General features: G+C 41.5%; 21 protein-coding genes and 3 tRNA genes. 22 read left to right on the forward strand and 2 right to left on the reverse strand.

The genetic code is table 11. From position 1 onward, the window contains the following. Positions 1 to 68: 68 nt before the first annotated feature. From RDN79_RS05500 to RDN79_RS05515, 4 genes are all read left to right on the forward strand, one after another. Positions 69 to 839 carry an SGNH/GDSL hydrolase family protein gene (locus tag RDN79_RS05500; RefSeq protein ID WP_298554699.1) on the forward strand — a complete coding sequence of 257 codons (771 nt, stop codon included), beginning with the start codon at positions 69 to 71 and terminating at the stop codon, positions 837 to 839. A gap of 100 nt (positions 840 to 939) precedes the next feature. Then, positions 940 to 1,015, forward strand: a tRNA-Gly gene (locus RDN79_RS05505). A 52-nt stretch (positions 1,016 to 1,067) separates the two neighbouring features. Continuing rightward, a tRNA-Leu gene (locus RDN79_RS05510) sits at positions 1,068 to 1,149 on the forward strand. Between the two features lie 9 nt (positions 1,150 to 1,158). Continuing rightward, a tRNA-Leu gene (locus RDN79_RS05515) sits at positions 1,159 to 1,242 on the forward strand. A gap of 323 nt (positions 1,243 to 1,565) precedes the next feature. Here RDN79_RS05515 and RDN79_RS05520 read toward each other — a convergent pair. Beyond that, the gene (locus RDN79_RS05520) at positions 1,566 to 3,221 is read right to left on the reverse strand and encodes an amino acid permease (protein ID WP_298554696.1); all 1,656 of its coding nucleotides are present in this window, start codon (positions 3,219 to 3,221) and stop codon (positions 1,566 to 1,568) included. 65 nt (positions 3,222 to 3,286) lie between these two features. Beyond that, positions 3,287 to 4,021 carry an SDR family oxidoreductase gene (locus tag RDN79_RS05525; RefSeq protein ID WP_298554693.1) on the reverse strand — a complete coding sequence of 245 codons (735 nt, stop codon included), beginning with the start codon at positions 4,019 to 4,021 and terminating at the stop codon, positions 3,287 to 3,289. A gap of 89 nt (positions 4,022 to 4,110) precedes the next feature. Between RDN79_RS05525 and RDN79_RS05530 the strand changes: the two genes are divergently transcribed. The 18 genes from RDN79_RS05530 (at position 4,111) to RDN79_RS05615 (ending at position 23,657) form a co-directional block, all read left to right on the forward strand. Then, entirely contained in the window at positions 4,111 to 6,528 is a 2,418-nt protein-coding gene (locus RDN79_RS05530; RefSeq protein WP_298554690.1) for a TonB-dependent receptor, read from the forward strand. Between the two features lie 74 nt (positions 6,529 to 6,602). Continuing rightward, positions 6,603 to 7,145: an RNA polymerase sigma-70 factor gene (locus RDN79_RS05535; protein WP_298554687.1), complete on the forward strand. Its 543-nt coding sequence runs from the start codon at positions 6,603 to 6,605 to the stop codon at positions 7,143 to 7,145. Positions 7,146 to 7,727: 582 nt separating this feature from the next. Next, complete coding sequence (locus tag RDN79_RS05540) at positions 7,728 to 7,982, forward strand: TIGR04149 family rSAM-modified RiPP (RefSeq protein WP_298554684.1); 255 nt, start codon at positions 7,728 to 7,730, stop codon at positions 7,980 to 7,982. Positions 7,983 to 7,987: 5 nt separating this feature from the next. Further along, complete coding sequence (locus tag RDN79_RS05545) at positions 7,988 to 9,136, forward strand: 6-bladed beta-propeller (protein ID WP_298554681.1); 1,149 nt, start codon at positions 7,988 to 7,990, stop codon at positions 9,134 to 9,136. Positions 9,137 to 9,410: 274 nt separating this feature from the next. Next, complete coding sequence (locus RDN79_RS05550) at positions 9,411 to 10,232, forward strand: polysaccharide pyruvyl transferase family protein (RefSeq protein WP_298554678.1); 822 nt, start codon at positions 9,411 to 9,413, stop codon at positions 10,230 to 10,232. Positions 10,233 to 10,270: 38 nt separating this feature from the next. Beyond that, entirely contained in the window at positions 10,271 to 10,501 is a 231-nt protein-coding gene (locus RDN79_RS05555; RefSeq protein WP_298554675.1) for a hypothetical protein, read from the forward strand. A 101-nt stretch (positions 10,502 to 10,602) separates the two neighbouring features. Next, positions 10,603 to 11,556, forward strand: coding sequence for a 6-bladed beta-propeller (locus RDN79_RS05560; protein ID WP_298554672.1), 954 nt, complete (start codon positions 10,603 to 10,605; stop codon positions 11,554 to 11,556). Between the two features lie 16 nt (positions 11,557 to 11,572). After that, a complete protein-coding gene (locus RDN79_RS05565; protein ID WP_298554669.1) occupies positions 11,573 to 12,181 on the forward strand; it encodes a lanthionine synthetase LanC family protein in 609 nt (202 codons plus the stop codon). Next, complete coding sequence (locus RDN79_RS05570) at positions 12,178 to 13,398, forward strand: TIGR04157 family glycosyltransferase (protein WP_298554666.1); 1,221 nt, start codon at positions 12,178 to 12,180, stop codon at positions 13,396 to 13,398. Before RDN79_RS05565 ends, RDN79_RS05570 begins: the two co-directional genes overlap by 4 nt. Further along, complete coding sequence (locus tag RDN79_RS05575; RefSeq protein ID WP_308572967.1) at positions 13,385 to 14,944, forward strand: vitamin K epoxide reductase family protein; 1,560 nt, start codon at positions 13,385 to 13,387, stop codon at positions 14,942 to 14,944. Before RDN79_RS05570 ends, RDN79_RS05575 begins: the two co-directional genes overlap by 14 nt. Before the next feature lie 23 nt (positions 14,945 to 14,967). Next, a complete protein-coding gene (locus tag RDN79_RS05580; protein WP_298554660.1) occupies positions 14,968 to 15,177 on the forward strand; it encodes a hypothetical protein in 210 nt (69 codons plus the stop codon). A 12-nt stretch (positions 15,178 to 15,189) separates the two neighbouring features. Next, entirely contained in the window at positions 15,190 to 15,753 is a 564-nt protein-coding gene (locus RDN79_RS05585; protein WP_298554657.1) for a TlpA disulfide reductase family protein, read from the forward strand. After that, positions 15,750 to 16,919 carry a 6-bladed beta-propeller gene (locus RDN79_RS05590; RefSeq protein WP_298554655.1) on the forward strand — a complete coding sequence of 390 codons (1,170 nt, stop codon included), beginning with the start codon at positions 15,750 to 15,752 and terminating at the stop codon, positions 16,917 to 16,919. The genes RDN79_RS05585 and RDN79_RS05590 overlap by 4 nt, the downstream gene beginning before the upstream one ends. Positions 16,920 to 17,321: 402 nt before the next feature. Beyond that, positions 17,322 to 18,299, forward strand: a complete 978-nt coding sequence (locus RDN79_RS05595; protein WP_298554653.1) for a hypothetical protein — start codon at positions 17,322 to 17,324, stop codon at positions 18,297 to 18,299. Positions 18,300 to 18,330: 31 nt separating this feature from the next. Beyond that, on the forward strand, positions 18,331 to 18,870 hold the full coding sequence (locus tag RDN79_RS05600; protein WP_298554651.1) for a hypothetical protein: 540 nt from the start codon (positions 18,331 to 18,333) through the stop codon (positions 18,868 to 18,870). 204 nt (positions 18,871 to 19,074) lie between these two features. Next, entirely contained in the window at positions 19,075 to 20,055 is a 981-nt protein-coding gene (locus RDN79_RS05605) for a FecR family protein (protein WP_298554649.1), read from the forward strand. A gap of 232 nt (positions 20,056 to 20,287) precedes the next feature. Beyond that, positions 20,288 to 20,779, forward strand: coding sequence for a SusC/RagA family TonB-linked outer membrane protein (locus tag RDN79_RS05610; protein ID WP_298554646.1), 492 nt, complete (start codon positions 20,288 to 20,290; stop codon positions 20,777 to 20,779). 43 nt (positions 20,780 to 20,822) lie between these two features. Then, the gene (locus RDN79_RS05615) at positions 20,823 to 23,657 is read left to right on the forward strand and encodes a TonB-dependent receptor (protein ID WP_298554855.1); all 2,835 of its coding nucleotides are present in this window, start codon (positions 20,823 to 20,825) and stop codon (positions 23,655 to 23,657) included. Positions 23,658 to 23,681: the final 24 nt, after the last annotated feature.

Raw genomic sequence — 23,681 nt, forward strand, 5'->3', positions numbered from 1 at the left:
TTTTTTTGTAAAGTTTCTATCTTTGTATTCAATTCAATCAATGTAATAAAATAAACTTATTTCTACCCATGAAGAATTCCAGAAGAGACTTCCTTAAAAAGGGAATGTTGGCAGGGGTCGGCGCCCTGATGATCCCGGAGATCGCAAAAGCCGCTGTAAAGGAAAATACATCCGTGCATGCTCCGAAGATTAATCTGAAAAAAGATTGTGTGATCCTGTTCCAGGGAGATTCCATCACGGACTGCGGCCGCGACAAGAATAGTAACCGTTGCAATACGATGGAACAGTTCGGTAGCGGCTATGTGCTCTTTACCGCTACGCAGTTGTTGGAAAGGAAAGCGGCGTTGCAGCCAAAGGTTTACAATCGCGGTATCAGTGGTAATAAGGTCTATCAGCTTCGTGAACGCTGGGAGATCGACTGCCTGGCTTTTCAACCGGATGTCCTGAGTATCCTGATCGGTGTGAATGATTATTGGCATACGTTGACGCATGGTTATAAAGGAACGGTCGAGACATACGAAAACGATCTGCGTGCCTTGTTGAAGTATACGAAAGAGAAACTCCCGAATACGCAAATAGTCCTTTGCGAACCTTTCACTTTGCGTGACGGGGCGGCTATAGAAGATTCCAAATGGTATCCGATGTTCGATGAATTCCGCAAGTCCGCCCGTAAACTGTCGGAGGAATTCAATACCGTATTCGTGCCCTTCCAGTCAGGATTCGATGCTGCGGTGAAGCTGGCTCCGGCACGTTATTGGTCGAATGACGGTGTACATCCCGATTTGCCCGGTCGCCAGTTGATGGCAAACATGTGGATGGAAGCGACTGGATTAAAGTAAGATATGATTTTGGGCGGGTGCAGACTGTAAAAATAGAGCAAAAAAAGTGCAGTCAGGTTTTGGAAAATAAAAAAATACCTCTATCTTTGCACCCGTTATCGCGGAAGTAGCTCAGTTGGTAGAGCATAACCTTGCCAAGGTTAGGGTCGCGGGTTCGAGTCCCGTCTTCCGCTCCAATCGGTAACAGAAGGCGGTATGAGGCCGCTTTTTTTAATGTACTGAAGAAAGGCCCAGGTGGCGGAATTGGTAGACGCGCACGTTTCAGGTGCGTGTGTCGAGAGGCATGCAGGTTCGAGTCCTGTTCTGGGCACCCTTTCTCGCGCAGGTGGTGGAATTGGTAGACACGCTACTTTGAGGGGGTAGTGCCGGTTACGGCGTGTGAGTTCAAGTCTCATCCTGCGTACACAGATAGTCCATATAGTTAGTTTCAAAAGCTGATTATATGGACTATTTTGTTTTTGTACTCTTCTCATATTCCTGTCCGGGGATGTCCATTGCTATGGAATCCATGTTTTACTGGAATAAAAAACCTCATCCGCATTCACATGTAGATGAGGTTGTTCCAAATCAGTTTATATGAAAACAAACTGAAGTTGACTAATACCTTAAACTTAGGAATAGTTTGTTTAATTAATGTGAGTTCTACACTGTAGAACCGTTTCTGCAAATTTATATATCTTTTTGTTATTATACAAGCTGTGCCCGTCTGAGATCAATAAAAAATGATTAAAAAACTTTAGTCGTTTGCTTCCATATCCGGACCATATAAAAGGCCAGATGCGTAAAGGCGAAAACAAAAGAGAGGATCAGCAGGACTTTACTTTCTTCCCAACCGACGGTTTGCTGATGCCAAAGTCCTGTGATCACACAAAGGATGGCAAGGACGATCCCGATCATATTCAGCGCCAGATGACCGCGGCGGTTGGCCTGATTGTATTCTAACTTGCTGTGCTTGATGCCGTAGCCTGCATAAATATCCAGCCCGATCAACATCCACAGCACCAGTCGTATCCAAGTGTCGGCAGGTAAGAAAAGCATCATGCACAGGCAAGTGATGATTCCGGCCACCGGAACGAACGGGACGAGCGGGGTTTTGAAAGCGCGATGTACATCGGGCATTGTCTTCCTGACCACAAGCACACCGGCACAAACCAGCGTAAAGGCGAAAAGGGTTCCGATACTGGTCATTTCGCCTGCCAGGCGTGCCGGAACGAAAGCTGCCAGCAGACCGACAAGCACCATGAACAACAGGTTGCTACGGGCGGGTGTCCTGAACTTTTCGTTGATATGCGAAAAGAACGGAGGCAACAACCCGTCGTGGCTCATGCTGAGGAAAACGCGGCTCTGCCCTAACAGCGTCACCATGATGACTGAGCAGTATCCGAATAGGATGGCAAGGACGATTGCCTTATTCATCCAAGGGTAATCCGGATGAAGCACGCCCGAAGCATCTGCTTCTCCCATGTGTTCGATCGCAATTGCCACGGGAGCGATTCCCTGTTGGCCGCCAAATTCGGAATAATGGGCTACGCCCGTCATGACGTGGGCGAACAACATATATAACAGGGTACATACGAGCAATGAGACGAGTATTCCGATCGGCATGTCCCTTTTGGGGTTCTTGGCTTCCTGGGCTGCCGTACTGACTGCATCGAAACCTAAGAAAGCGAAGAATACGATGGCCGCTCCGCGCAGGACACCCGATAGCCCGTATTCGCCTAACGTGCCGGTGTTTGCCGGAATATAAGGCGTGTAGTTGTCCGTATTAATATATTTCCATCCTAAAAAGACGAATACCAGGACGACCGACACTTTCAGGAAGACGATGATCCCGTTAAAGATGGAACTTCCTTCCGTCCCGCGGATCAGGAAGACACTCATCAGGACAACGATCAGGAATGCCGGGATATTGACAATCCCGCCATCCCAGGGGCAGGCTGTGAAAGCGGTCGGCAGGTCGATTCCGAGCCCTTCTAAAAAGACGACGAGATAACGGCTCCAACTGATGCTGACCGTCGTTGCGGCAACCGTATATTCTAAGACCAAATCCCACCCGATAATCCAGGCGATCAGTTCGCCCATCGTCGCGTATGAGTATGTATAGGCGCTTCCGGCAACCGGAATCATCGAAGCAAACTCGGCATAACAAAGTCCGGCAAAGCAACATCCGATTGCAGCGATGGCAAATGAGAGTGTAATGGCCGGTCCTGTATATCCGGCGGCGACTGTTCCGGTTATGGAGAAAAGGCCGGCTCCGATAATGACCCCCACACCGAGTGCGACCAGGCTCCAGGGACCTAATACCCGTTTTAATGATTTACTTCCCGTTTGATTGGCTTCGGCCTGCAAGGCCTCCAAAGGCTTTTTAATGAATAATCCCATCGTCTATTTGTGCAAGTTTATAAATTCAGCACAAAGGTAGGGATTGCCCGGATGATATACAAATGCTAATTATGGATAGGCAACCGCCTCCATACAAAACCGGGAATCAACTTCCAGAAGAAGACCAGAACAGCATATTTCCAGTCGATTACAACGCAGCGTTTCTTCCGTTCGATCGCTTTTACTATTTTCCGGGCAACATATTGCGGAGACATCAGCATCGGGTATTGATCATTTTTCAACAGATCGGTCTTTACAAATCCGGGGCGGATATCCGTGAATACGATCGGGAGCTTTTCCATCCGTGCCAGCTGGTCGAGTGCTTCGATATAAGTATTCTGGTAACGCTTGGTTGCGGAATAGGAGGGAGCGGCTCCCAATCCCTTTGTCCCGGCGATGGAACTGATCACGGCTAATTGGCCGCCGCCCTGCCTTTTGAAGTAATCGTATGCGGTAACGACCATTCGGGTGAAGCCGACCGTATTTGTCTGGACCGTAGATAGTTCAATATCTGGATCCAGATTCCGGTTCTGGCTGCCGACGCCTGAACTCAGAAGGAAGACATCCATCCCGCCGACTTTCCGTATCAACTCCTCCAGTTTTTGCGGAGCATCCGGGCTGGTTACGTCTATTTGTGCCGTTTCGATCCGGTCGGGCGCTTCCGACCGGATTTTTGCGAGCAGTTCCGTGCGCCGTCCGGCAATCCCGATCCGCCATCCCTGCTTACGGTATAGTTGAGCGATCTCGTATCCGATGCCGGAAGTGGCTCCGATGATAATGATTCTTTTTGCTGATGCCATGCTAAATGGTGATTTAAATACGCAAATATACGATTTCTTTCGTACGAAAGTCCTATCTTCGTAGCGTTGTTAACAAACCAATGTAGGAAATGAAGAAGTGTTTTTGTCTCATGTTGACCTTGTTGTGCATTAGCTATTCCGTCATGGCGGCTCCGGGCTTCCGTATAAAAGGGAAAATAGTCGATGCCAATAACAGCCAACCGATTGATTTTGCCGATGTCCTCCTTTTTCGTGAAGGAGACGTCAATCCTGTGTTTCATGCCTTGCCCGACCCCGACGGTACGTTTCGTATTGCAGATGTGAAAGATGGAAAGTATAACCTTTTGGTGCGCTTGGTCGGCTACGATCTGTATAACCGCCCCGGTATTGTTTTGGATGCTGTTTCGAAAGCAGTAGATTTGGGAACGATCGCCATGAAGCCCTTGGAAGTGGGATTGGCTGAAGTCGAAGTCGTGGCACAGAAAAAGCAAGTGATTTATAAACTGGACAAAAAGGTAATCGAAGCCTCTTCGAACCTGCTTGCCGGAGGCGGATCGGCTGTCGATATCCTGGAGAATACGCCCTCCATACGTGTGGATGCCGAAGGAGAGGTCAGTTTCCGCGGAAGTACCGGTTTCACGGTCTATGTAGATGGCAAACCGAGTGTGTTCAGCGGTACGCAGGCTTTGGAGCAGATCCCCGCGGGACATATCGAGAATATAGAGATCATCACCACGCCTTCAGCCCGCCACGATACGGGAGGTGATGTCGGGATCATCAATATCGTAACAAAGAAACACGCCCAGCATGGTTTTAGCGGTATGGTGAACCTGACGGGAAGTACGGTCCTGTCGCGTGGGGTGGATTTCCTTGTGTCCCAGCAGAACAAAGCATCGCGCTGGTATTTGGGCGGTGTGTGGAGTGATCGCCTGCGCAAGAGTGATTTCGATCAGGAGAAGACGACTATTATCTCAGACACGGCAACGACCTCCCATTCCAACGGACCGCGTAAAAGCAACAATTTCAACTATTCGATGAAGGCGGGCTGGATGTACACATTGCCCCATACCACCTTGAATGCCGACCTGGAAGGCGGTTATGGCGGGCGTACGCGCAACGGTGACCTGGATTATAAGGAAAAGCGCCTGGCAGGCGGGGTTGCTTTCGGTGAAGGCGATTATTATAGCCGTGACGATTACGATCTGCATGAAACCTATTTCCAGGGAACGATCGGTTTCGATCATAAATTCGACGATAAGGGACATCAGCTGACAGGCAGTTTCTACCTGAAGTACGGAGGAGATGCGATGGAATATTTCCAAAGTGACCTTTTTAATAAGGATAACGAGCGTGAAAAGGGGCATCGTGCCTGGGAAGCCGAACATCGCTGGACGGTACGGGGCAACCTGGACTATATTTATCCGTACAGCAAGACGGGGCGGATCGAAGGCGGTTACCAATATTTCTCTTATCTGGAAGACGGCGACTACACGATGCATTTCTGGGACCCGGTGAAGAAAGAGTTTTATAACCGGGACGATATCTATAACACATTCTATTTCCAGCATGGCATCAATTCGGTTTATGCAATCGTTGCCGACAGCTATAAATCGTTCGATTTCCAGGCTGGCGTGCGGGGCGAGCATACGCATCGTGTCCTGCGGAGTTCGATTCCGGGCAAGGACCGTACATACAACAAGTTCGAGTTTTTCCCTTCCCTCCATTTAGGCTATACGTTCCCGAAGGAGCATAAGCTATTGGCGTCCTATTCGCGCCGTATCACTCGTCCGGAACTCTTTTTCATGGAGCCGTATATCACCTATCGGGATTTTTATTCGGCCGAGATCGGTAATCCGGATATCCGTTCGGAATATATCAATTCGTTCGAGTTGAACTATAAGAAGAATATCGGCGAGCATACGGTTTCAGCTACGGTGTTCCATCGGAGCCGCAAAGATAAGATCGAACGTTTGCGTGTCCCTTACGAGGCCGGTGTGACACTGGATTCGATGGCGAATGTCGGACACGACTATTCGACCGGCATCGAACTGAGCGGACAGGTACAGCTTACCCGCTGGTGGAATGTGAACCTGAACGGCAGCCTGTATCATTATAAGGTAAAGAACCAGTATAAAACCGGCGGTGAAAATGAGACAAGTACGAACTACGATGTTATGTGGAACAACTCTTTCGATGTCTTTAAATATACCCGCATCCAGGTGGACGGCAACTTTGTCGGACCGTCTGTCACGACCCAGGGGCGTACGGATGCTTTCTGGTACGTGAATCTCGCTGTTCGCCAGCAGTTGATGAACCGCAAGTTGGCGGCAACGCTTTCGTTCCGGGATGTCTTCAATTCGGCCCGTTATGTAAGTAAGATCATCACATCCGACTTGCAATCCATCACGCGGATTCGCCCCAGCTATCCGCTCATTACGCTTACGCTCAGTTATACGTTCAATAACTTCAAGGTCAAGAGCTCCCAGAAAAAGGAAGATCATGATTTGTTTGAAGGAACGAACCACTAAATGAATGGAAAATTGAGAATTGAAAATGAAAAAATAAGAAAAATTTGTTACGTTTGTATCCTATTTAAAGGAATATGGAAGAACGGGAACTGATATTACTATTGAAGCAGAGCAGTAAAGACGCGTTTACTGCTCTGTATAAGCAATACTGGAAACAGGTCTATAATTTCAGTCGCCTCTATCTGACCGGTGCCGATGCAGCCGAAGAAGTAGTGCAGGAGGTCTTTATCAAAATATGGGAAACGCGTGAATTTCTTCGTGAAGACGACCATTTTAAAGGCTTGCTGTTCATTATTACCCGGAATCTGATCTTTAACCGGCACCGTAAAAATGTGAATGAAGATTTCTACAAAGTCACGGTTCTTGCTGCATTGGAAGAACCGTATGACGTGGAAGAAGAGATTGACGCCCACAATCTCCAGGAGTACATAGACCGTCTGATCGACGAATTACCGCCGCGCCGCCGTGAAATTTTCAATTTAAGTCGTAAGGAACAAAAGAGCTACAAAGAAATAGCCCTCCTGTTGAATATTTCAGAAAAAACAGTCGAAAACCAAATCAGCGAAGCTCTCAAATACTTGAAGAAGAATATAACATTGCTACTTTTCTTTATCTGATTTAATGTATTCCATTTCCTATCCCTTATTGTCATTTATCTAAAAAAGTGATTGGTCCGAATCGAAACTACTACCGCATCTAATTCGATTTTCTACCCCTTCTAACTCAAATTACCCGCAAGGGTAATATTTTTTAACAAACTACCGGTTTTTATATTTTGCTAAAAACCAGTTTGTTATTCGAAATATCCGTTTCATGGGGGGATATTGTCATATTTTTTATGAAATTTGTACGGTCAGGTGCTAAAAATAATCTGTTTTTTCCGGGATCGGATAGGGGAAAGGAGGTAACTTGTGTGTATTTATAAATATAAGTTGTTCTTTAGTTTAGAACTGATAATTTAATATTCTCATTATGGAAAAATATAGTTTTGCTGGATTTGAATATTGTGGATTGAGTAATTTGGGAGATAATATTCAATCGATAGCGACAGAGTGCTTGTTGCTGGAAAAGATTGGGATAGTGTAGAATGGAATCCGAAACCGATTCGATTTAACATGAAAAATAAAATTATAGAAAATTTCCAATCAAGAAATTTTGATAAATAATATACATATGTTTAATATTTAAATTGGTAGGGTATGAAGCGATTAAAAGAAATTAAAGTAAAGAAGCGGAATTGTGTATTATCTGCTGAAGAAATGAAACTTATTATAGGTGGTAGAAAAAATGTTTGTTGGTTTGAATGTTATTGTACAGATAGAAGTAATTCTTTTGCGATAGAAACAGAACCTCCCTGTGAGGGAAATGCTCCTTGGGATCGTCAATATGAAAAATGTCCAAATACAGGGCTGGCAAATTGTCGTTTGATGGGTGAATATTATTCCCTTAGATAATGTCTATGAGAATAGAATGGTGCATAATTCTACTATTATCTCTTGTCATTTCTTGTGGGAAAACAAGAAATGACAAGATTAAATTAGTTTGTATAGATCTTTTTTCGAGTGAGCAAAAAGAAATGAAATTGGAGGATATAGCTGATAGTGTCAGTTTTGTTCGATTGGAGACTAACGATTCTTGCTTAATCAAAGATGGTCTGAGTTTGTATGTGACAGATACTTATATATTAAAAGTAAATCCTTTCGTTGGAGCATATCTGTTTGATCGGAAAACGGGGGAATTTTTACGAGAAATAGGAAGGTGCGGTCAAGGCCCGGATGAATATTTGGCAATTCCATTTAACTCTTTTGATGAGAATGATAATGTTTTATATGCAGATAAAGGATTATCGTTTTGGATAGGATATGATTTGCATACAGGGAAAAAGGTCTGTGAGGTGAAAAGACCTTCTTTGGATATGTTCCATACATTAACTTATAAAGATGGTATTCCGCGTTTCTTTAGAATTGATTCAGCATATTATATTGCTTATGTAAATAATATGTTAGGACAGGAACCATTACGGTTAGTTGTCTTTGATAAAAATGGAAATGTGATAAAAATTTATCCTAACGATAGAAGTTTAGAGAAAAAAATTAGAGGACCTTATTTATTTACGGGAACATATTATTTTCGGAATGAGGAATTATACTTTTTTGAAGATAATTTTGATACTATATATAAGATAAAAGAAAATCTAATTCCTTATGTTGCTTTTAATAGAGGAGGAGATGTGGTGAGTTATGAGGAAAGGTTGATGTTTTATAAATATCCTGATATTTTGTTTGTAGATTGTGTTTTTGAGACAAATAAATTTATATTGTTTAATTATGAATTTAAGCGAAAAGCGGGAGTCGGTTATTTTGATAAAAATAGTGAGAAAACATATTTAAAGAATTTGAATTTATCAAAAGGCACTCCATATTTTCAAGGTTTTAGATATAAAGGATTAAATTTGTATCCACGTTATTTGAATTTGAAACAAGAACTTTGTGGATTTATTTATACTCAAGATTTGTTATCTGAAGAAATATTGGAGTTGAATCCTGAATTTCAAGGTGTAAAAGAGGATGATAATCCTGTGATTTTTATTATTCATCTTAAAAAATAAAAAAATGTAATAGGTGACATAGAGCATATAATCAACCATTTGGTCATAGCGTTGAGTTTTTGGGTAGGTATGGCATCTGCCCGGAATCTTCCTCAAAAGATCCAAAAATATATTGAGGGGTTGGAGATGCAACAGGATAGTGTTTGTGAAAGTCGTATAGGGAAAGAAAATAATCTGTTTTTTTCGAGACCGGATAGGGGGAAGGTGTAACTTGTGTGTATTTATAGATATAAGCTATTTTTTAGTTTGAGACTGATAATTTAATATTCTCATTATGGAAAAATATAGTTTTGCTGGATTTGAATATTGTGGATTGAATAATTTGGGAGATAATATTCAATCGATAGCGACAGAGCGCTTGTTACCAGAAAAGGTTATTCAGCGTTTTGACAGGGATAAATTGGCGTATGCAAATCCGTCAGAACCTATGAAAATTGTAATGAATGGATGGTTTTCTCATCGACCTCCAACATGTTTGCCATTCAATTCAAAATTAGAACCAGTGTTTTGGGGATTTCATATTACAGATTATAATGATAGTTGGGAATATTTCTCCCGTAGAGAAGTGGTTTCCTATTTGAAACGGTATGAGCCGATCGGGTGTCGTGATCCTTATACGGCGGATCGTCTGTCACAGTTAGGGGTGGAAACATTTGTTAGTTATTGTTTGACATTGACGTTACCTAAGCGGGAATGTCAACCTGAAAATGGTTATATTTTTGTTGTTGATGGAGATCGTATTCCATTACCTTTAGAATTTAATGAACGGGTAATATCTGTGTCACACTGTTCTCTATGCTGGAATCGGGAAACTTTAAAGCGCTTGTTGGCAAAACAATTATTGAGACAATATAGAACAGAAGCAACATTGGTAGTTACTACCCGTTTGCATTGTCTTTTACCTTGTATAGCAATGGGTATACCTGTTATCTTTTTTAATAATCCCGAAGATTATAGGGTTTCTTGGGTAAAAGATTTAGGGGTACATATCTATACCGGAAAAGATTGGGATAGTGTAGAATGGAATCCGAAACCGATTACTTTCCCAGAGAAATATTATTTGTTAAAGAGGTTTCGTTCATTAGCGGAAATATAATAATACAAAAATATAAACAAATAAATAGCAAAAATATCATGAAGAGATTAGCGGAAATTAAAATTGGAAAAAGACTGTCAGAAAAAGAAATGAAACAGATCAAAGCTGGCAGCATAATTTGTGGAAGAACGATGGATGGTAGTACTATTTACACATTCCAAGTGGATAGTTCAAGTTCAGCTGTTGGATATGCTTGGTGTGATGCTTGGATCGCATTTGGTTATCGTTGTTGTTGTCAAGAAACTACATCTCCTTATATCCTGTGTTGAATATGTTCTATAAAGGGTGTTTATTATTGTTATTATTACCATTCTTTCTGCAGGCGCAAATGCGAGTGGTAATACCTGATTTGAGAAAGACAGATAGGGGAATGTTTGATTGTGAAATCGAATGTATCCCATTGGCGACGACTGCCGATTGTTTATTGACTCCTGGCACGAATGTATATGTAACAGAGTCCAATATTGTCGTGGCAGAGTATTTTGGGAAAGCATATTTATTTGCTCGAAAAGATGGACATTTCATACATGAAATAGGTCGTAGGGGACAAGGGCCGGGAGAATATACGGGATGGTGGGCTGCTGCCGGTTTTGACGAGAAAGAACAGATTCTTTATAACTGGGAGATGGGACGTTGGAAAGGATATGATGTAAAGAGCGGAAAATTGAAGTGTTCTCTGAAAATGCCGGAAAATATGGCAATCTTGAATCCGTTTGGTTATAAACCGGGATTGTTTTTGGGGCATACTACAAATGTCACAGGAAAGACTCCTACCAAGCTGGCCGTGTTTGATAAAAATGGGGTCGTTTCTAAAGTTTATCCTAATTATGAGCAAAAGATCCTGAATTTTAGAGAGAATGAGTCTTGGTTATGTAGTGGTCTGTTTTATAATCATGAGGGAAAAACTTATTTTCAGGAAATAAAAGCTGATACGGTTTTTCAAGTATCGGAAGATCGGTTGACCCCTATTTTCTTTTTTCACCATTCACCCGATGTTTTCCCCTATGTCTTAGGTGAAACAAAACGATATGTCGTTTTTAAATTGGAAAAAGGAAAAGAGTGGCATATTGTATTTTTTGATAAGGCAAGAGCGGAATGTTATATTGATTTTGAATCAGCGGATGTGCCCAAAGAATGGTATATGGGAAAAACGAACTGCAACTTCATGAACCGGCAGGGGGAATTGACCTTCCTTTTGCAACCGGCGGATATGATTGATTATATGGAAAAACATCCGGAAAGCCGGCAGAAATTAGACAAGCGTCTGCTTGACTTGCAGGAAGACGACAATCCGGTGGTGATGATATTGAAGGTGAAAGACTGACATAAAAAAATACATTATGGATATAACCGAACGTATAATCAATCATTTGGTCATGGCATCGAGTCTTACTCCGGACATCGGGCTGTATCATGGGAAGATGGGGATCGTTATCGCCCTCTGCCGGTATGCCCGTTTTACGCAAAAGCCGATATATGACGACTTTGCCGGCGAACTGTTGGATGAAGTTTGTTCAAGCATCCATGCGGGGACAAGTTATGATTTTGAAAACGGGTTGGCCGGCATCGGGTGGGGAATCGAATATCTGTTGCAAAACCGTTTTATGGAAGGCGATTCCAACGTGGTCTTGCGCAATATAAACGAACATATCATGAAATATGATGTGAGGAGGATGGCGGACGAAAGCGTGGAAGAGGGGTTGACAGGCATTTATTATTATGTGCAAAAGCATTTGGGCTCTCCTTGTCGCGACCATGCCTTGTCGACATTGGACGGCTTGTTTGTGCAGGAACTGATCGGGAGGATAAGAAACAAGGCTGTCCCCGAAGACAAAGATTTGCTGTCGTCCGTCATCGGGGATGTGCCCTCCGGCCCGAATCCGTTGGAATGGGACTTGGGGTTGGCAAAAGGATGTGCCGGTTATATTTTGAAAAAGACATTGTTATGAAACATCTATATCTGTTCAATGAAGGAAGCCGTGCCGCCATCTATGGGATCGGTACTTATATACGGCAAATGATTACTCTTTTCTCCGGCCGGCAGGACATGGAGTTGAATGTGGTGGTCTTGAATTCCGATAAAAATGAGTTTGAGATAGAAGAGAAGGACGGATATAGGAGTTTCTACTTTCCACGTGTTTCTCTGCCCTCGGATAAACTGGAAATCTATATCCGGAATTCCTGGTATGTGCTCTATTCTTATATCGAAGAAATCGGTGAAGAAGACCGGTTGCTCTTTCATTTCAACTACGGGCAGGAACTGCCATTGTTGAAGTTGGCCAAACAGTATTTCCCTGAATGTACGACCCTGTTCACCATTCATTACCAAATGTGGTGTTTTGAATTGAACGGGAATACGACGCTTTTCAGGAAGATCATGCAGGATAGCCGTGATGGGAAAACGCAAGGGCGTTTCAAGAATATTGTGGATAGCATAGAGAAGGAGTTGGCGGTTTATTCGGAAGCGGATTCGATTATTTGTTTGTCCCGCTATACCTATGAATTGTTGCTTGAAGAGTATGGTGTGGATGCAAGGAAAATATCGTTGGCCTATAATGGTTTGCCTGACGAGTGCCCTGCTTATGAAGAAAAAGAGGTCATGCGGATCAAACGGGATTTGTGTTTTGAAGAATCCGGCAAGTTGGTCTTGTTTGTGGGGAGGCTTGATGACATAAAAGGAGTCGGCCTTTTGGTGGAGGCTTTCAAAATCGTGTCGGACGCGTTTCCGGATTCGCGGTTGTTGATCGTAGGAGAAGGCAATTATACTTCTTGTCTGGAAAAGGCAAGAGACATCTGGGGCCGTATTACTTTTACCGGACGTTTGACGAAGGGCGAACTATACCGATTGTACCGGATTGCCGATGTCGGGGTGATGCCGTCCAAGCACGAGCAATGCAGCTATGTTGCCATAGAGATGATGATGTTCGGCATTCCGTTGGTGAGTTCGACAAGTACCGGACTTGGGGAAATGGGAAATGGTCTTTATAAATTGCCTGTTGAAGAGACGGAAGAGGATGTGCGCGTCTCTCCGGAAGATTTGGCGCGATTGGTCATAGAGGCTTTGCAGGATTCCGAAGCAGGTAAACGATTCCGGGATGAATATGAGCAGAAGTTTACTTCGGAACGGATGGGGGAGAATATGGAAAAGGTTTATGGCTTGGTTTAGACGGGGTATGAAAAACGTATTTACACGATTTCTTCAGTTATTGGAGGTTCCGCATACATCGGAGTATTCGGACCGGTTCTACCGGGAATATCCGTACAAGAACAGTTTATTCGGATTGTCTCGGATGCTTTCGGATTACAGAGTGGACAATTTGGCATTGCGACTAAATCGGAATGTTTCGGAGTTGTTGGAATTGGAAGCTCCTTTTATCGCGTTTGCCAATAATGAGTTTGTATTGGTGGAAAAACTATCTTCTGCCCGTGTCTCTTATTATTGGCGCGGCAAATCAATCGAATTGCCAATTGAAGACTTCTTGAAGACTTGGTCCGGTGTAGTCCTTTTGGCCGAGAAGACGGAGCATTCGAAGGAACCGGGATATAGGGAGCATCTGAAAAGGGAATGGTTCGATAGAGGCGAGAAGATGATCTTTTTTGCGGTCTTGTTGTTTCTGTTGTTTGTCTCTTTTTTCTCGAATGAACAGTTTCCGGCTGTTTATTTGGTTTTGTCGTCCGTTTTCAATTTGGCCGGTTTGTATGTCTCTTGGTCGCTTTTGCTGAAGCAAATAGGGATGCAGACCGAGTTTGGGGATAAGGTTTGCTCTTTATTCAAGAAAAGCAGCTGCAACGATGTCCTGAGTACTCCCGCCGCCAAATTGTTCGGCATTATCGGGTTGAGTGAAATCGGGGTGTCGTATTTCATTTCTAATTTGTTGATTTTGCATTGTGCAGGTTCATTGGCAGGCTATTACGTCTTGGCATCGGTCATGGCCTTGCCTTTTACGGTGTGGAGTTTTTGTTACCAGAAGTTCAAAATCCGTATTTGGTGTCCTTTATGTCTGGTGGTGTTGGGGATATTGTGGGTAAACTTTTCTGTGAATGTCTTATGTGATATCCGAATGGCAGATATAACGGGAATACCTCTGCTACTTGCCGGATGTGTTTATTTGCTTCCGTTATTTGCTGTCGATATATTGTGCAGAATGTTTTACCGGAATTCGAGTATGGAGGATGCACAATATAAATTGAATAGCTTGAAAGCAAACAAGGACGTTTTTAATGCTTTACTGCAAAAGAATGAAAAATATCCGGTGGATCAATCCGTCTCTTCCGTTAGCTGGGGCAACAAGGAGTCGAGCGATACGATTACGGTTATAACCAATCCGCATTGTGATCCATGTGCTGCCTTGCACCGGAAGTTGGAGCAGCTATTGGAAAAGGGAAGAGACAAGTTTTGCATACGGTATGTGTTCACTTCGTTCAATGAGCCGTTGAGCATTAGTGCCAAGTTTTTGATATATTCCTATTTGAAACATGATGAAGTCACCTTTCTGGCTATTCTGGACAAATGGTATAAAGAAGGTAAATATAGAAAGGAATCATTTTTTCAGGAATATGGTTTTGTACCGGATCAGCGAGTAGATGAAGAATATGCCCGGCATTATGATTTTGTCATGAAAAATAAAATACGATCGACACCCACGATATTATTCAATGGGCATAAAAAGCCGGATGAGTATATGTTGGAGGATTTGTTACATATTGTTTAACGAACTATTAAAATTGTAAAATTATGAAGCGATTATCTGAAATCAAAATTGGAAGAAAATTGTCGGAATATGAAATGAAATGTATTCATGGAAAATTAGGATGGGAGTTGGCTGGTGTACGTTGTTATAGCGGTCAATGTTATTGTGATTTTTATGTGACAGATGGTAGTTATTTTGTTTGTGACAAACCTTGTGATTCTATGGTTTGTTCTTCAAAGGGAATAACCTGTTAGAAAAGTGAGTGTATGAAATCTTTTTTATTATTTATTTTATTTTGGGCGGGTATAGTATCTGCCCAAAATATCCCTCAAAATATTCAAAAATATATTGAGCGATTGGAGATGCAACAGGATAGTGTTCATGAAAGTCGTATCGGGAAAGGATATCCTTTTGAATTTCAGTTTACGACTGAAGATGGAAATTATTTTAGTGATAAGAAGCTAAGGGGAAAGGTCACCTTATTGAATTTTTGGTTTGAAGCTTGTGCTCCTTGTGTTGCAGAATTTCAGGTATTGGAAGATTTATATCAAAAATATAGAAGTAATCCGGATTTTCAGATTGTCACTTTTTCAACCGATCGCCCGGAACATATAAAAAAGACTCTTCTTCGATATGGCCTTCATTTTCCGGTCTGTCCTGTTTCCAGATCAGATGCTGCAAAGTTGAATTTCAATCAAGGTTTTCCTACAAATATTGTAATTGATAAAAATAAGATTGTGCTATATTTATCATTTGGAGGACCTGTAGAAGAAAAGCAAGTCAGAGAAATAATGAGAAATATAGAGACTATTATAAAAAATAACTTATGAAGTTTGCTACTTTCTTTTCTTTAATAATTATTATTGGATATTTCTTATCTTCTTGTAATGATAGTGGACAAAAAGATGAAAATACTTATGTCCATGTCGATTTTATGGGTGCGGAACGAAAAAAACTCTATGTAGAAGATATTTTTGATTCTGTAGAAATTATTCCTTTGGAAACTTCATATTCCTGTTTGTTGGCAGATGAACCGTCGGTTTTAGCTGTTACGGATAGTTTTATCGTTTTGTCTAATATGATGCGGGAGGCTTTCTTGTTTAATCGGAAAGATGGACGATTTGTTCAACAAGTAGGGAAGCGAGGAAACGGTCCGGATGAGTATTATTTTTTGGTCTTTGATGCTTGTTTTGATCAGTATAATAATTTACTTTATGCAAATAGAGGAGATAGGTGGATTGGAATAAATATTAGGAATAATAAAGTTGAAGATTGGGTATTTAGACCTAAAATAAGTGACAAGGAGGGCATTCTGAGTGTTGTGAATCCATACCGTATGAATGATTCGCTTTATATAGGATATGTTAATAATTTGACAGGCAAGGAGAATTTGAAATTGGTTGTTTTTAATCGGAATGGAGAAGTGGTACAAACTTATTCAAATACACTTTTTTATCAGATGGAAAAAGAAGAACCGATACTTTTTTGTCCGGGATATTTTTATCATTATGGAGCAGATTTACATTTTTATGGAGGTTTGTATAAAGATACTCTGTATACGGTGAAGGAAGAAGGATTATATCCGAAATATGCCATCGCTTTAAATGAAAAATCACCTTATGAAACATGGGGAACATCTGAGTATGATTCTCATGATTTTCATTATCTGCTTCATATGATGGAGTATGAACCTTATTTGTTATTTTCTTATTTTGAGAAAGATAGACTTGGACCGGGAGTCGGTTTGTATGATAAAAAACGTAATAGGACATTACGAAGTGAAAGTAAGGATGGAGGTTTTGTGTTTCGAGAAGGTAAAGTTCCCTCTTTTTTCCCTCGATACATGGATGATAATGGATATGTTGTTGGCTATTGGATCTCTACTCAATGGATGGATTTTTTGGAAAAGCAAAAAGATTTAATAAAAATTCCAGATACTTTATTTTCAGTAAAAGAGGATGATAATCCAGTTATCATAATAGCAACCTTAAAATAAAATAGATATAAAAACGTCCTTTTCCGGCGGATAAGATGTAAAAACAGGGCATAAAAATGTCCCCGACATATCAGGTAAACATTCCCGCATCCCCGGAAAGGTTTCGCACAGACCCGGATCTGTACCTTTTCCATATCCGGATGTCCGTGGCTATTACACCCGGGTATCAAGCGGTTATCCAAGTTGTTTTTGCTAAAACATCTATATAAATATCGGTTCGTATCGGTTGCAAAAACAGATGAACGCTTTATGATTTTGATACGGTTGTTTTAAATTTAAGTAAAAAAAAGCTGAAGAATAGCATCTGAATATTTTTTTGTTATATTTATACTTTCAATAATTTGTGGTGAAAGCAGTGGCTTAATTTGTAAATAGAATCTTTTATCCTAAATATAGAATGTTATGAGAAAAATCAAGTTGTTTGCTTTATTTGTATCATTTCTTGTTGGCGGAATGGGGTGCTCGGAAGAAAGCGATTTACTGAATGAAAATGTTGAAGCTTTATTGGAGACTCGTTCGGTTCCGGTAATGGTGACGTATTGTTGGGACGCTTTTGTAGAAGTAGGCGAAGTGAGTGTTTATAAGGGTACAACCTGCCGGACCTATATGGAAGGAGGTGGTGGTGCTCCGGGAGGTGGAATTACCGGTGGATACGAGGCTGGGGGCTTCCCATCGTATGGAACTGCAAAAGATGAAGGGGTTGGAGGAAATGGACCTGTTTTTTATGTCGGTGATAAATGGAATTTCTTTTTTCCGGAATTGTCAACGATTTATCATCCGCTGTCGACTTTGAATGTCGCAGAAAAGTCTCAATTCGAGCATGTAATGGAACTATTTGACATAATGCCTTCCGATTATAAGAAGTTACGTCAGAAATTAGTGGACAAGAAGATTCAGATAATTTTTAAAGTGAATCCGAATAGTCCATATCCAGCTTTATTCAAAACGGTTACTAATACAATTGAGTTTCAAGACAAATCATATATAAGCTGGGTTTATTTTATAGAAGAATTTGTACATGCAGTTCAGTATGAGTGTTATGGCGATGCAATGATCAGCGCATTGAAGAATTTTGAGTTTGAGGCGAAAGCTTTTATTGATATAGTGAATGTCATATCTGACAGATTTGATGAAAATTCGGATGGGGTAAGATACATTCCTACTCAGAGTGATCCCAATCCTGTTTTTTGTGGAAAATATAAAAGTTGGATTGAATCTCTGAGAGATAAGGGTTATCTTACCAGTAGTGATTACAATACCTATTACGAATTATGTGATTTATGGTCTGGTGCTCCCGGTGTTTGTAATCCGGGATTAGAACCTAAGTTGCTCCGGGAATTTTTCGGGAAGCCACGTCCACCTAAATTTCAAAGAAAGTAACTATTAATTATTTATTAAAATCGAAGAAATCATGAAAACGAAATTATCCATACTTCTATTATTTGTCGTTGCCATCGTTTCGGCAGTTTCCGCACAGGGAGTTCGTCCGGCAGGTTATGAGTCTGTCTACTTTGACCGTGAAGACTATATACCGGCAGAAGGTGACACGGTTGTTTACCTTTTTGAAAAAGGGGGAAAGTTTATTCCGGAGCAGAGAGATCTGGGGGAATTGTTTGGATTTAGAAAAATGGGCAAAGACCTATTCCTTTTTTTCAAAAGAGAATTTCCGGATTTGATTTATCCGGAGGATTTATTAAAGTTTATAGATATCGGTTTATCTATGTGGGTCGATCATGACGGGAATATCGTTAATTTCTATTATAGGTTCAAGTCCGAGAATTTATATCTTTATCCCGATATGGAAAAGCATCTGTACAATTTTGCCATGTCCGTTAAGAAAGAAGGAGTAAAAAAATATGATATACACGCTTTATATCCGAACTCTTATTGTGAATTGCATTACTTTTTTTCCTATATATATAAGGCATTGGTGATGCCACAAAAGTATTGACTGCCAGTAGCTCTCTTTATAAGTACCGGGAAGGGTAGCTCGGTGCTAATTATCAGCGAACTGGAATTGCCGGATAGTTAGGGGATGAGTTGCCGGAATTTGCTCATTGAATGTCTGTCGTTTGCCATTGAAATGAAAAAAGTGACCGGTCGAATAGGGGGGAAGCGTGATTCAGGTGTATTTATATCTGTAAAGCGATTGAAAATGGAATACGAGGACAAGAAATATATAGTAAGAAAGCTGATGCAGGACACGCTGACCGAAGAGGAGCGCACGGCCTTGCAGGCCTCTCGGCAGGTGACGAGAAAAATGGAGCATCAGTGGGACAATGCACCGGATGCGGTGAGGAGCGACTGTCCGGATGAGCCGTCTATCTGGCAGAATATATGCAGGGAGGTTTGGTCGCATGGCGAAGGGCGGAAAGTTGTGTTTTATAAGATATATAGTATGGTCGCCTCTATCTTATTGGTATTGGGGGTGGGCGGAACCGCTTATTTCGCGTTGCAGGGCAAGGCGAATGTTCCGATGTATGTCGTAAGTTCCGGCATCCGGAATATGGAATCCGTCTCTTTGCCGGATGGAACGAAAGTGCAGATGGGACCGGGCAGCCGTTTGACCTATCCTGCCAGTTTCTCCGGTAAGACGCGTGAGATAACATTGGATGGACAAGCTTTTTTCGATGTGGCGAAGAATCGCGAAAAACCTTTTATCGTCCATACGGAGGATATGAGCGTGGAGGCGTTGGGGACTGCGTTCGAATTATTCAGCTACGATATGGAGAATAAGATAGAAGCGATCCTTCTGAATGGCAAGATCAAAGTAAGTGTGGCGGACAAGGAAACAAACAGATTGGAAGAATACCTCGTCTCTCCCGACGAAAAGATCTTGGTGGACCGGCAAACCGGCAAGATCACCAAGCAGATTGTGGATGCCGACAAATATACCGCCTGGCGCAAACAAAAGATGCTGAGTTTCGAAAACGAAAAACTCTCCATGATCATCCCGCGTCTCGAACAGTGGTACGGCAGAAAGGTGATGTGCCAAAAGGATCTGGCAGATAAATACCGGTTCACTTTCAAGGTGAGGGATGAGTCGCTGGAACGGATACTTTTTATGATAAAAGCATCTTCTCCATTGCAGTATAAAGAGGAGAAGAATGGCGATTATATATTGACTTTAAAATGACTTATTATAAACAACTTAATTCTAATGCCTATGGGATAAAAAGAGTTAACCTTCAAAAAAATTGGAAGATGCCGGCAAGCACCTTCCAATCAGAGAGTTTTTTAAAATGCTTGTCGTAAGGAGTCCAAGCCGAAGACTTGCATTTATTATTCATTAAAACGATAACAAAGTTATGAAAAAAAACAGTGAGAGGGATTATTGTATCCCGTTATTTAGAAAAACTAAACGTATCATGAAGATCACAACCTTATTTTCGTTGGGAGTTGCATGTTGTATTTCTGCCTCTACATACGCGCAGAGCTATAAGGTATCAATCAACAAGCAGAACAGTAGTATTATTGAAATCCTCAGAGAAATTGAAAAAAGCAGTGAGTTTACATTCTTTTTTAACGATAATCGTGTGAATGTCAACAAAACAGCGAGTGTTAATGCTAAAAATGCGACATTGGAAGATGTACTGGATCAAGTGTTGAGGAACACTGGCTACAAGTATCAGATTATCGATCGACAGGTATTGATCAAGGCTTCGGACAACCTTTTATTGACCGGCGTCCAACAGAATCAGAAAACCGTTACGGGTGTAATCCTCGATGAATCCGGCCTGCCGGTTATTGGTGCCAATGTGGTGGAGAAGGGAACAACCAACGGTACGATAACGGATGCAGAAGGGAGGTTCTCCCTTAATGTTGCATCTGATGCAACATTAAGGGAGGTTCTCCCTTAATGTTGCATCTGATGCAACATTAATAGTTTCCTATATCGGATATATTCAGAGTGAAATATCTGTAAAAAATAAGACATCCGTGTCTATAACGATGAAAGAGGATGCGGAATTGTTGGATGAAGTAGTAGTAATTGGTTATGGTTCGGCTCGTAAGGGAGATTTGACAGGTCCGATATCCAGTGTCAAAGGGGCTTCTTTGACGGAACGTTCCACTCAAATGTTGTCTACGGCTATGCAGGGGCAGATTTCGGGTGTGGAGGTCACACGTTCTTCCGGCGGTCCGGGGAGTTCGGCAACAATACGTGTTCGTGGTGTGACGACACTTTCCAATAATGATCCTCTTGTCATTATTGACGGTGTACCCGGTTCGTTGAATGATGTCGTAGCTTCGGATGTTGAGACCATGAGTGTTTTGAAAGATGCTGCATCGGCTTCTATTTATGGCTCTCGTGCCGCGGCAGGTGTCATTTTGATCACGACCAAAAGGGCTAAGGAGAATAAATTCAATTTGGATTACAATTATGAATATTCCATTGACAAACCGACTACACGGCCGACTAATGGAAATGTGATCGATTGGATGAATGTTCAAAATGAGATAAAGTGGAACGATGGTGCGTCTAATCCTTATTCGCAATATTCGCAAGAAACCATTAATTCTTGGATGGCTAACAATGCAACGGATCCTTACCATTATCCGAATACGGATTGGGTCGATTTATTGTTGAAGAATACGACTTCTCATCAGCAGCATAACTTCAACGTTTCGGGTGGTACGGATAAGTTGCAGTCCAAATTCTCGTTCAATTATCAGACGGCAGACGGGTATTATGCGAATAAATCGTATGAACGGTATGCTGGCCGTGTCAACAACGATTATAAAATCAATTCTTGGATTCGGGCCAATATTGATATTGATTTTTCAACTTCGAAAAGTATTAATCCATTCTCTACTAATTTTTCCAAGAGTGAAACTTTTAACCCGATTTATTGGGCATATTTAGCAACTCCTTATTATAATCCGTATTGGGAAGATGGTAGTTATGCTGATGTGAAATCGGGTGCTAACCCGTTGGCTATGTTGAACGAGGGAGGAACGACCAATGCCAATAATTATAAATTCGGAGGGAAAGCACAGTTGAGTTTGACTCCTGTGAAAGGATTGACTTTGACGGCGGTTTTCGCTCCTCGTTACACTTTCGAGAACAAAAAGGCATTTAATAAGAAAGTGAATGTTTATTATGAAGATGGATCGGTCATTGCTGCACAACTTAGTAAGACAACCCAGTTGAACGAAGCACGTAATAACACGCAAAGCCGTACTTATCAGTTTTATGCCAACTACGAAAACAAATGGAATGATCATTCCTTGAATGCAATGGCAGGTTATGAAGGCTATAAATATAAATGGGAAAATTTGGGTGCATCAAGAAATAATTATGAATTGGATTCTTATCCCTATCTGAATCTTGGACCGGAAGATTACCAGTATAATTCAGGTAAAGCAGGACACAATGCGTATCAATCAGTTTTTGGACGTGCCATGTATTCATACAAAAATCGTTATATGTTACAAGCGAATGTCCGTGCAGATGCCTCTTCTCGTTTTGCTTCCGATTATCGTTGGGGTGTGTTCCCTTCCGTATCGGCAGGTTGGGCTGTTTCGAGTGAACCTTGGTTCCCTAAAGACAAACAGATCGATTATTTGAAAGTACGTGCTTCTATTGGGTCATTGGGCAATGAGCGTATTAGTGATGCGGAATTCCCATATCAAGCAGCTATCAATTTCGGAAACAGTTATATGTATGATAAGGGTTCTCACTCGGTGACCGCTGTACAAAATGCGGCGCAATATTATTATGCATTCAACAATATTACATGGGAAACAACGACGACTTATGATATTGGTGTCGATATTACTTTGTTGAATAATCGTTTGAGTTTGACAGGAGACTATTATTATAAGAAAACATCCGATATGTTGTTGACGTTGGGCTTCCCCTCTTATGCTGGTTTTTCCGCTCCGAAACAAAATGCAGGTGATATGTATACGCACGGTTGGGAGTTTGAAGCAAGTTGGCGTGATCAGATTGGTGAGGTTTCTTACGGCGTATCCTTCAACCTGTCTGATTATCGTTCGAAAATGGGATATTTAGGAGACAGGAGGACGATAGATGGTAATAAGATTTATGAAGAAGATTCTTATTATTATGAGTGGTTTATGTATAAGACTGATGGCCTTTTTGTTACTGATGCAGACTTGTATGATTCGAAAGGAAACAAGTATCCGACACTCACTGCTAACGATAAGGCTGGTAATATCAAATATGTCGATGTGAATGGGGATGGTGTTATCAATGCGGATGATAAAGTTCGTTTAGGTAATTCCTTGCCGGAGTTTCAGTTTGGTGGTAATCTTTTCTTAGGTTGGAAGGATTGGGATTTCTCTCTTTCTTTCCAAGGCGTGGGGCACCAGAATGTTCTCTTCAATTCTGCTTGGATACAACCGTTGAAAGAACAATGGGGAGCTGTGCCTTCTCTTGTATTAGGTAATTATTGGAGTCAGCATAATACGGAAGATCAAAACCGGAATGTCAAATATCCTCGTCTTACATATACCAATACTACCAATACTTATACTGGATCTGATTATTGGCTGTTTAACGGAGCATATTTCCGTGTCAAGAACATTACATTGGGGTATTCATTGCCGCAAAAACTTATGGATAAGTGTTTCATCAGAGGACTTCGGATATATGCTACAATAAATGATCTTCCTGCTATCAGCCACTATCCTAAGGGATGGGATCCGGAAATAGGTGCAAGTTCCGACTTTATATCCACATCTTTTACATTTGGCGCGAATGTTAAATTTTAAATTTATAGTGATATGAAACAGATA

Origin of the sequence: uncultured Parabacteroides sp. (assembly GCF_902493135.1) — a bacterium.
In the GTDB taxonomy this organism is placed as follows: Bacteria; Bacteroidota; Bacteroidia; order Bacteroidales; family Tannerellaceae; genus Parabacteroides.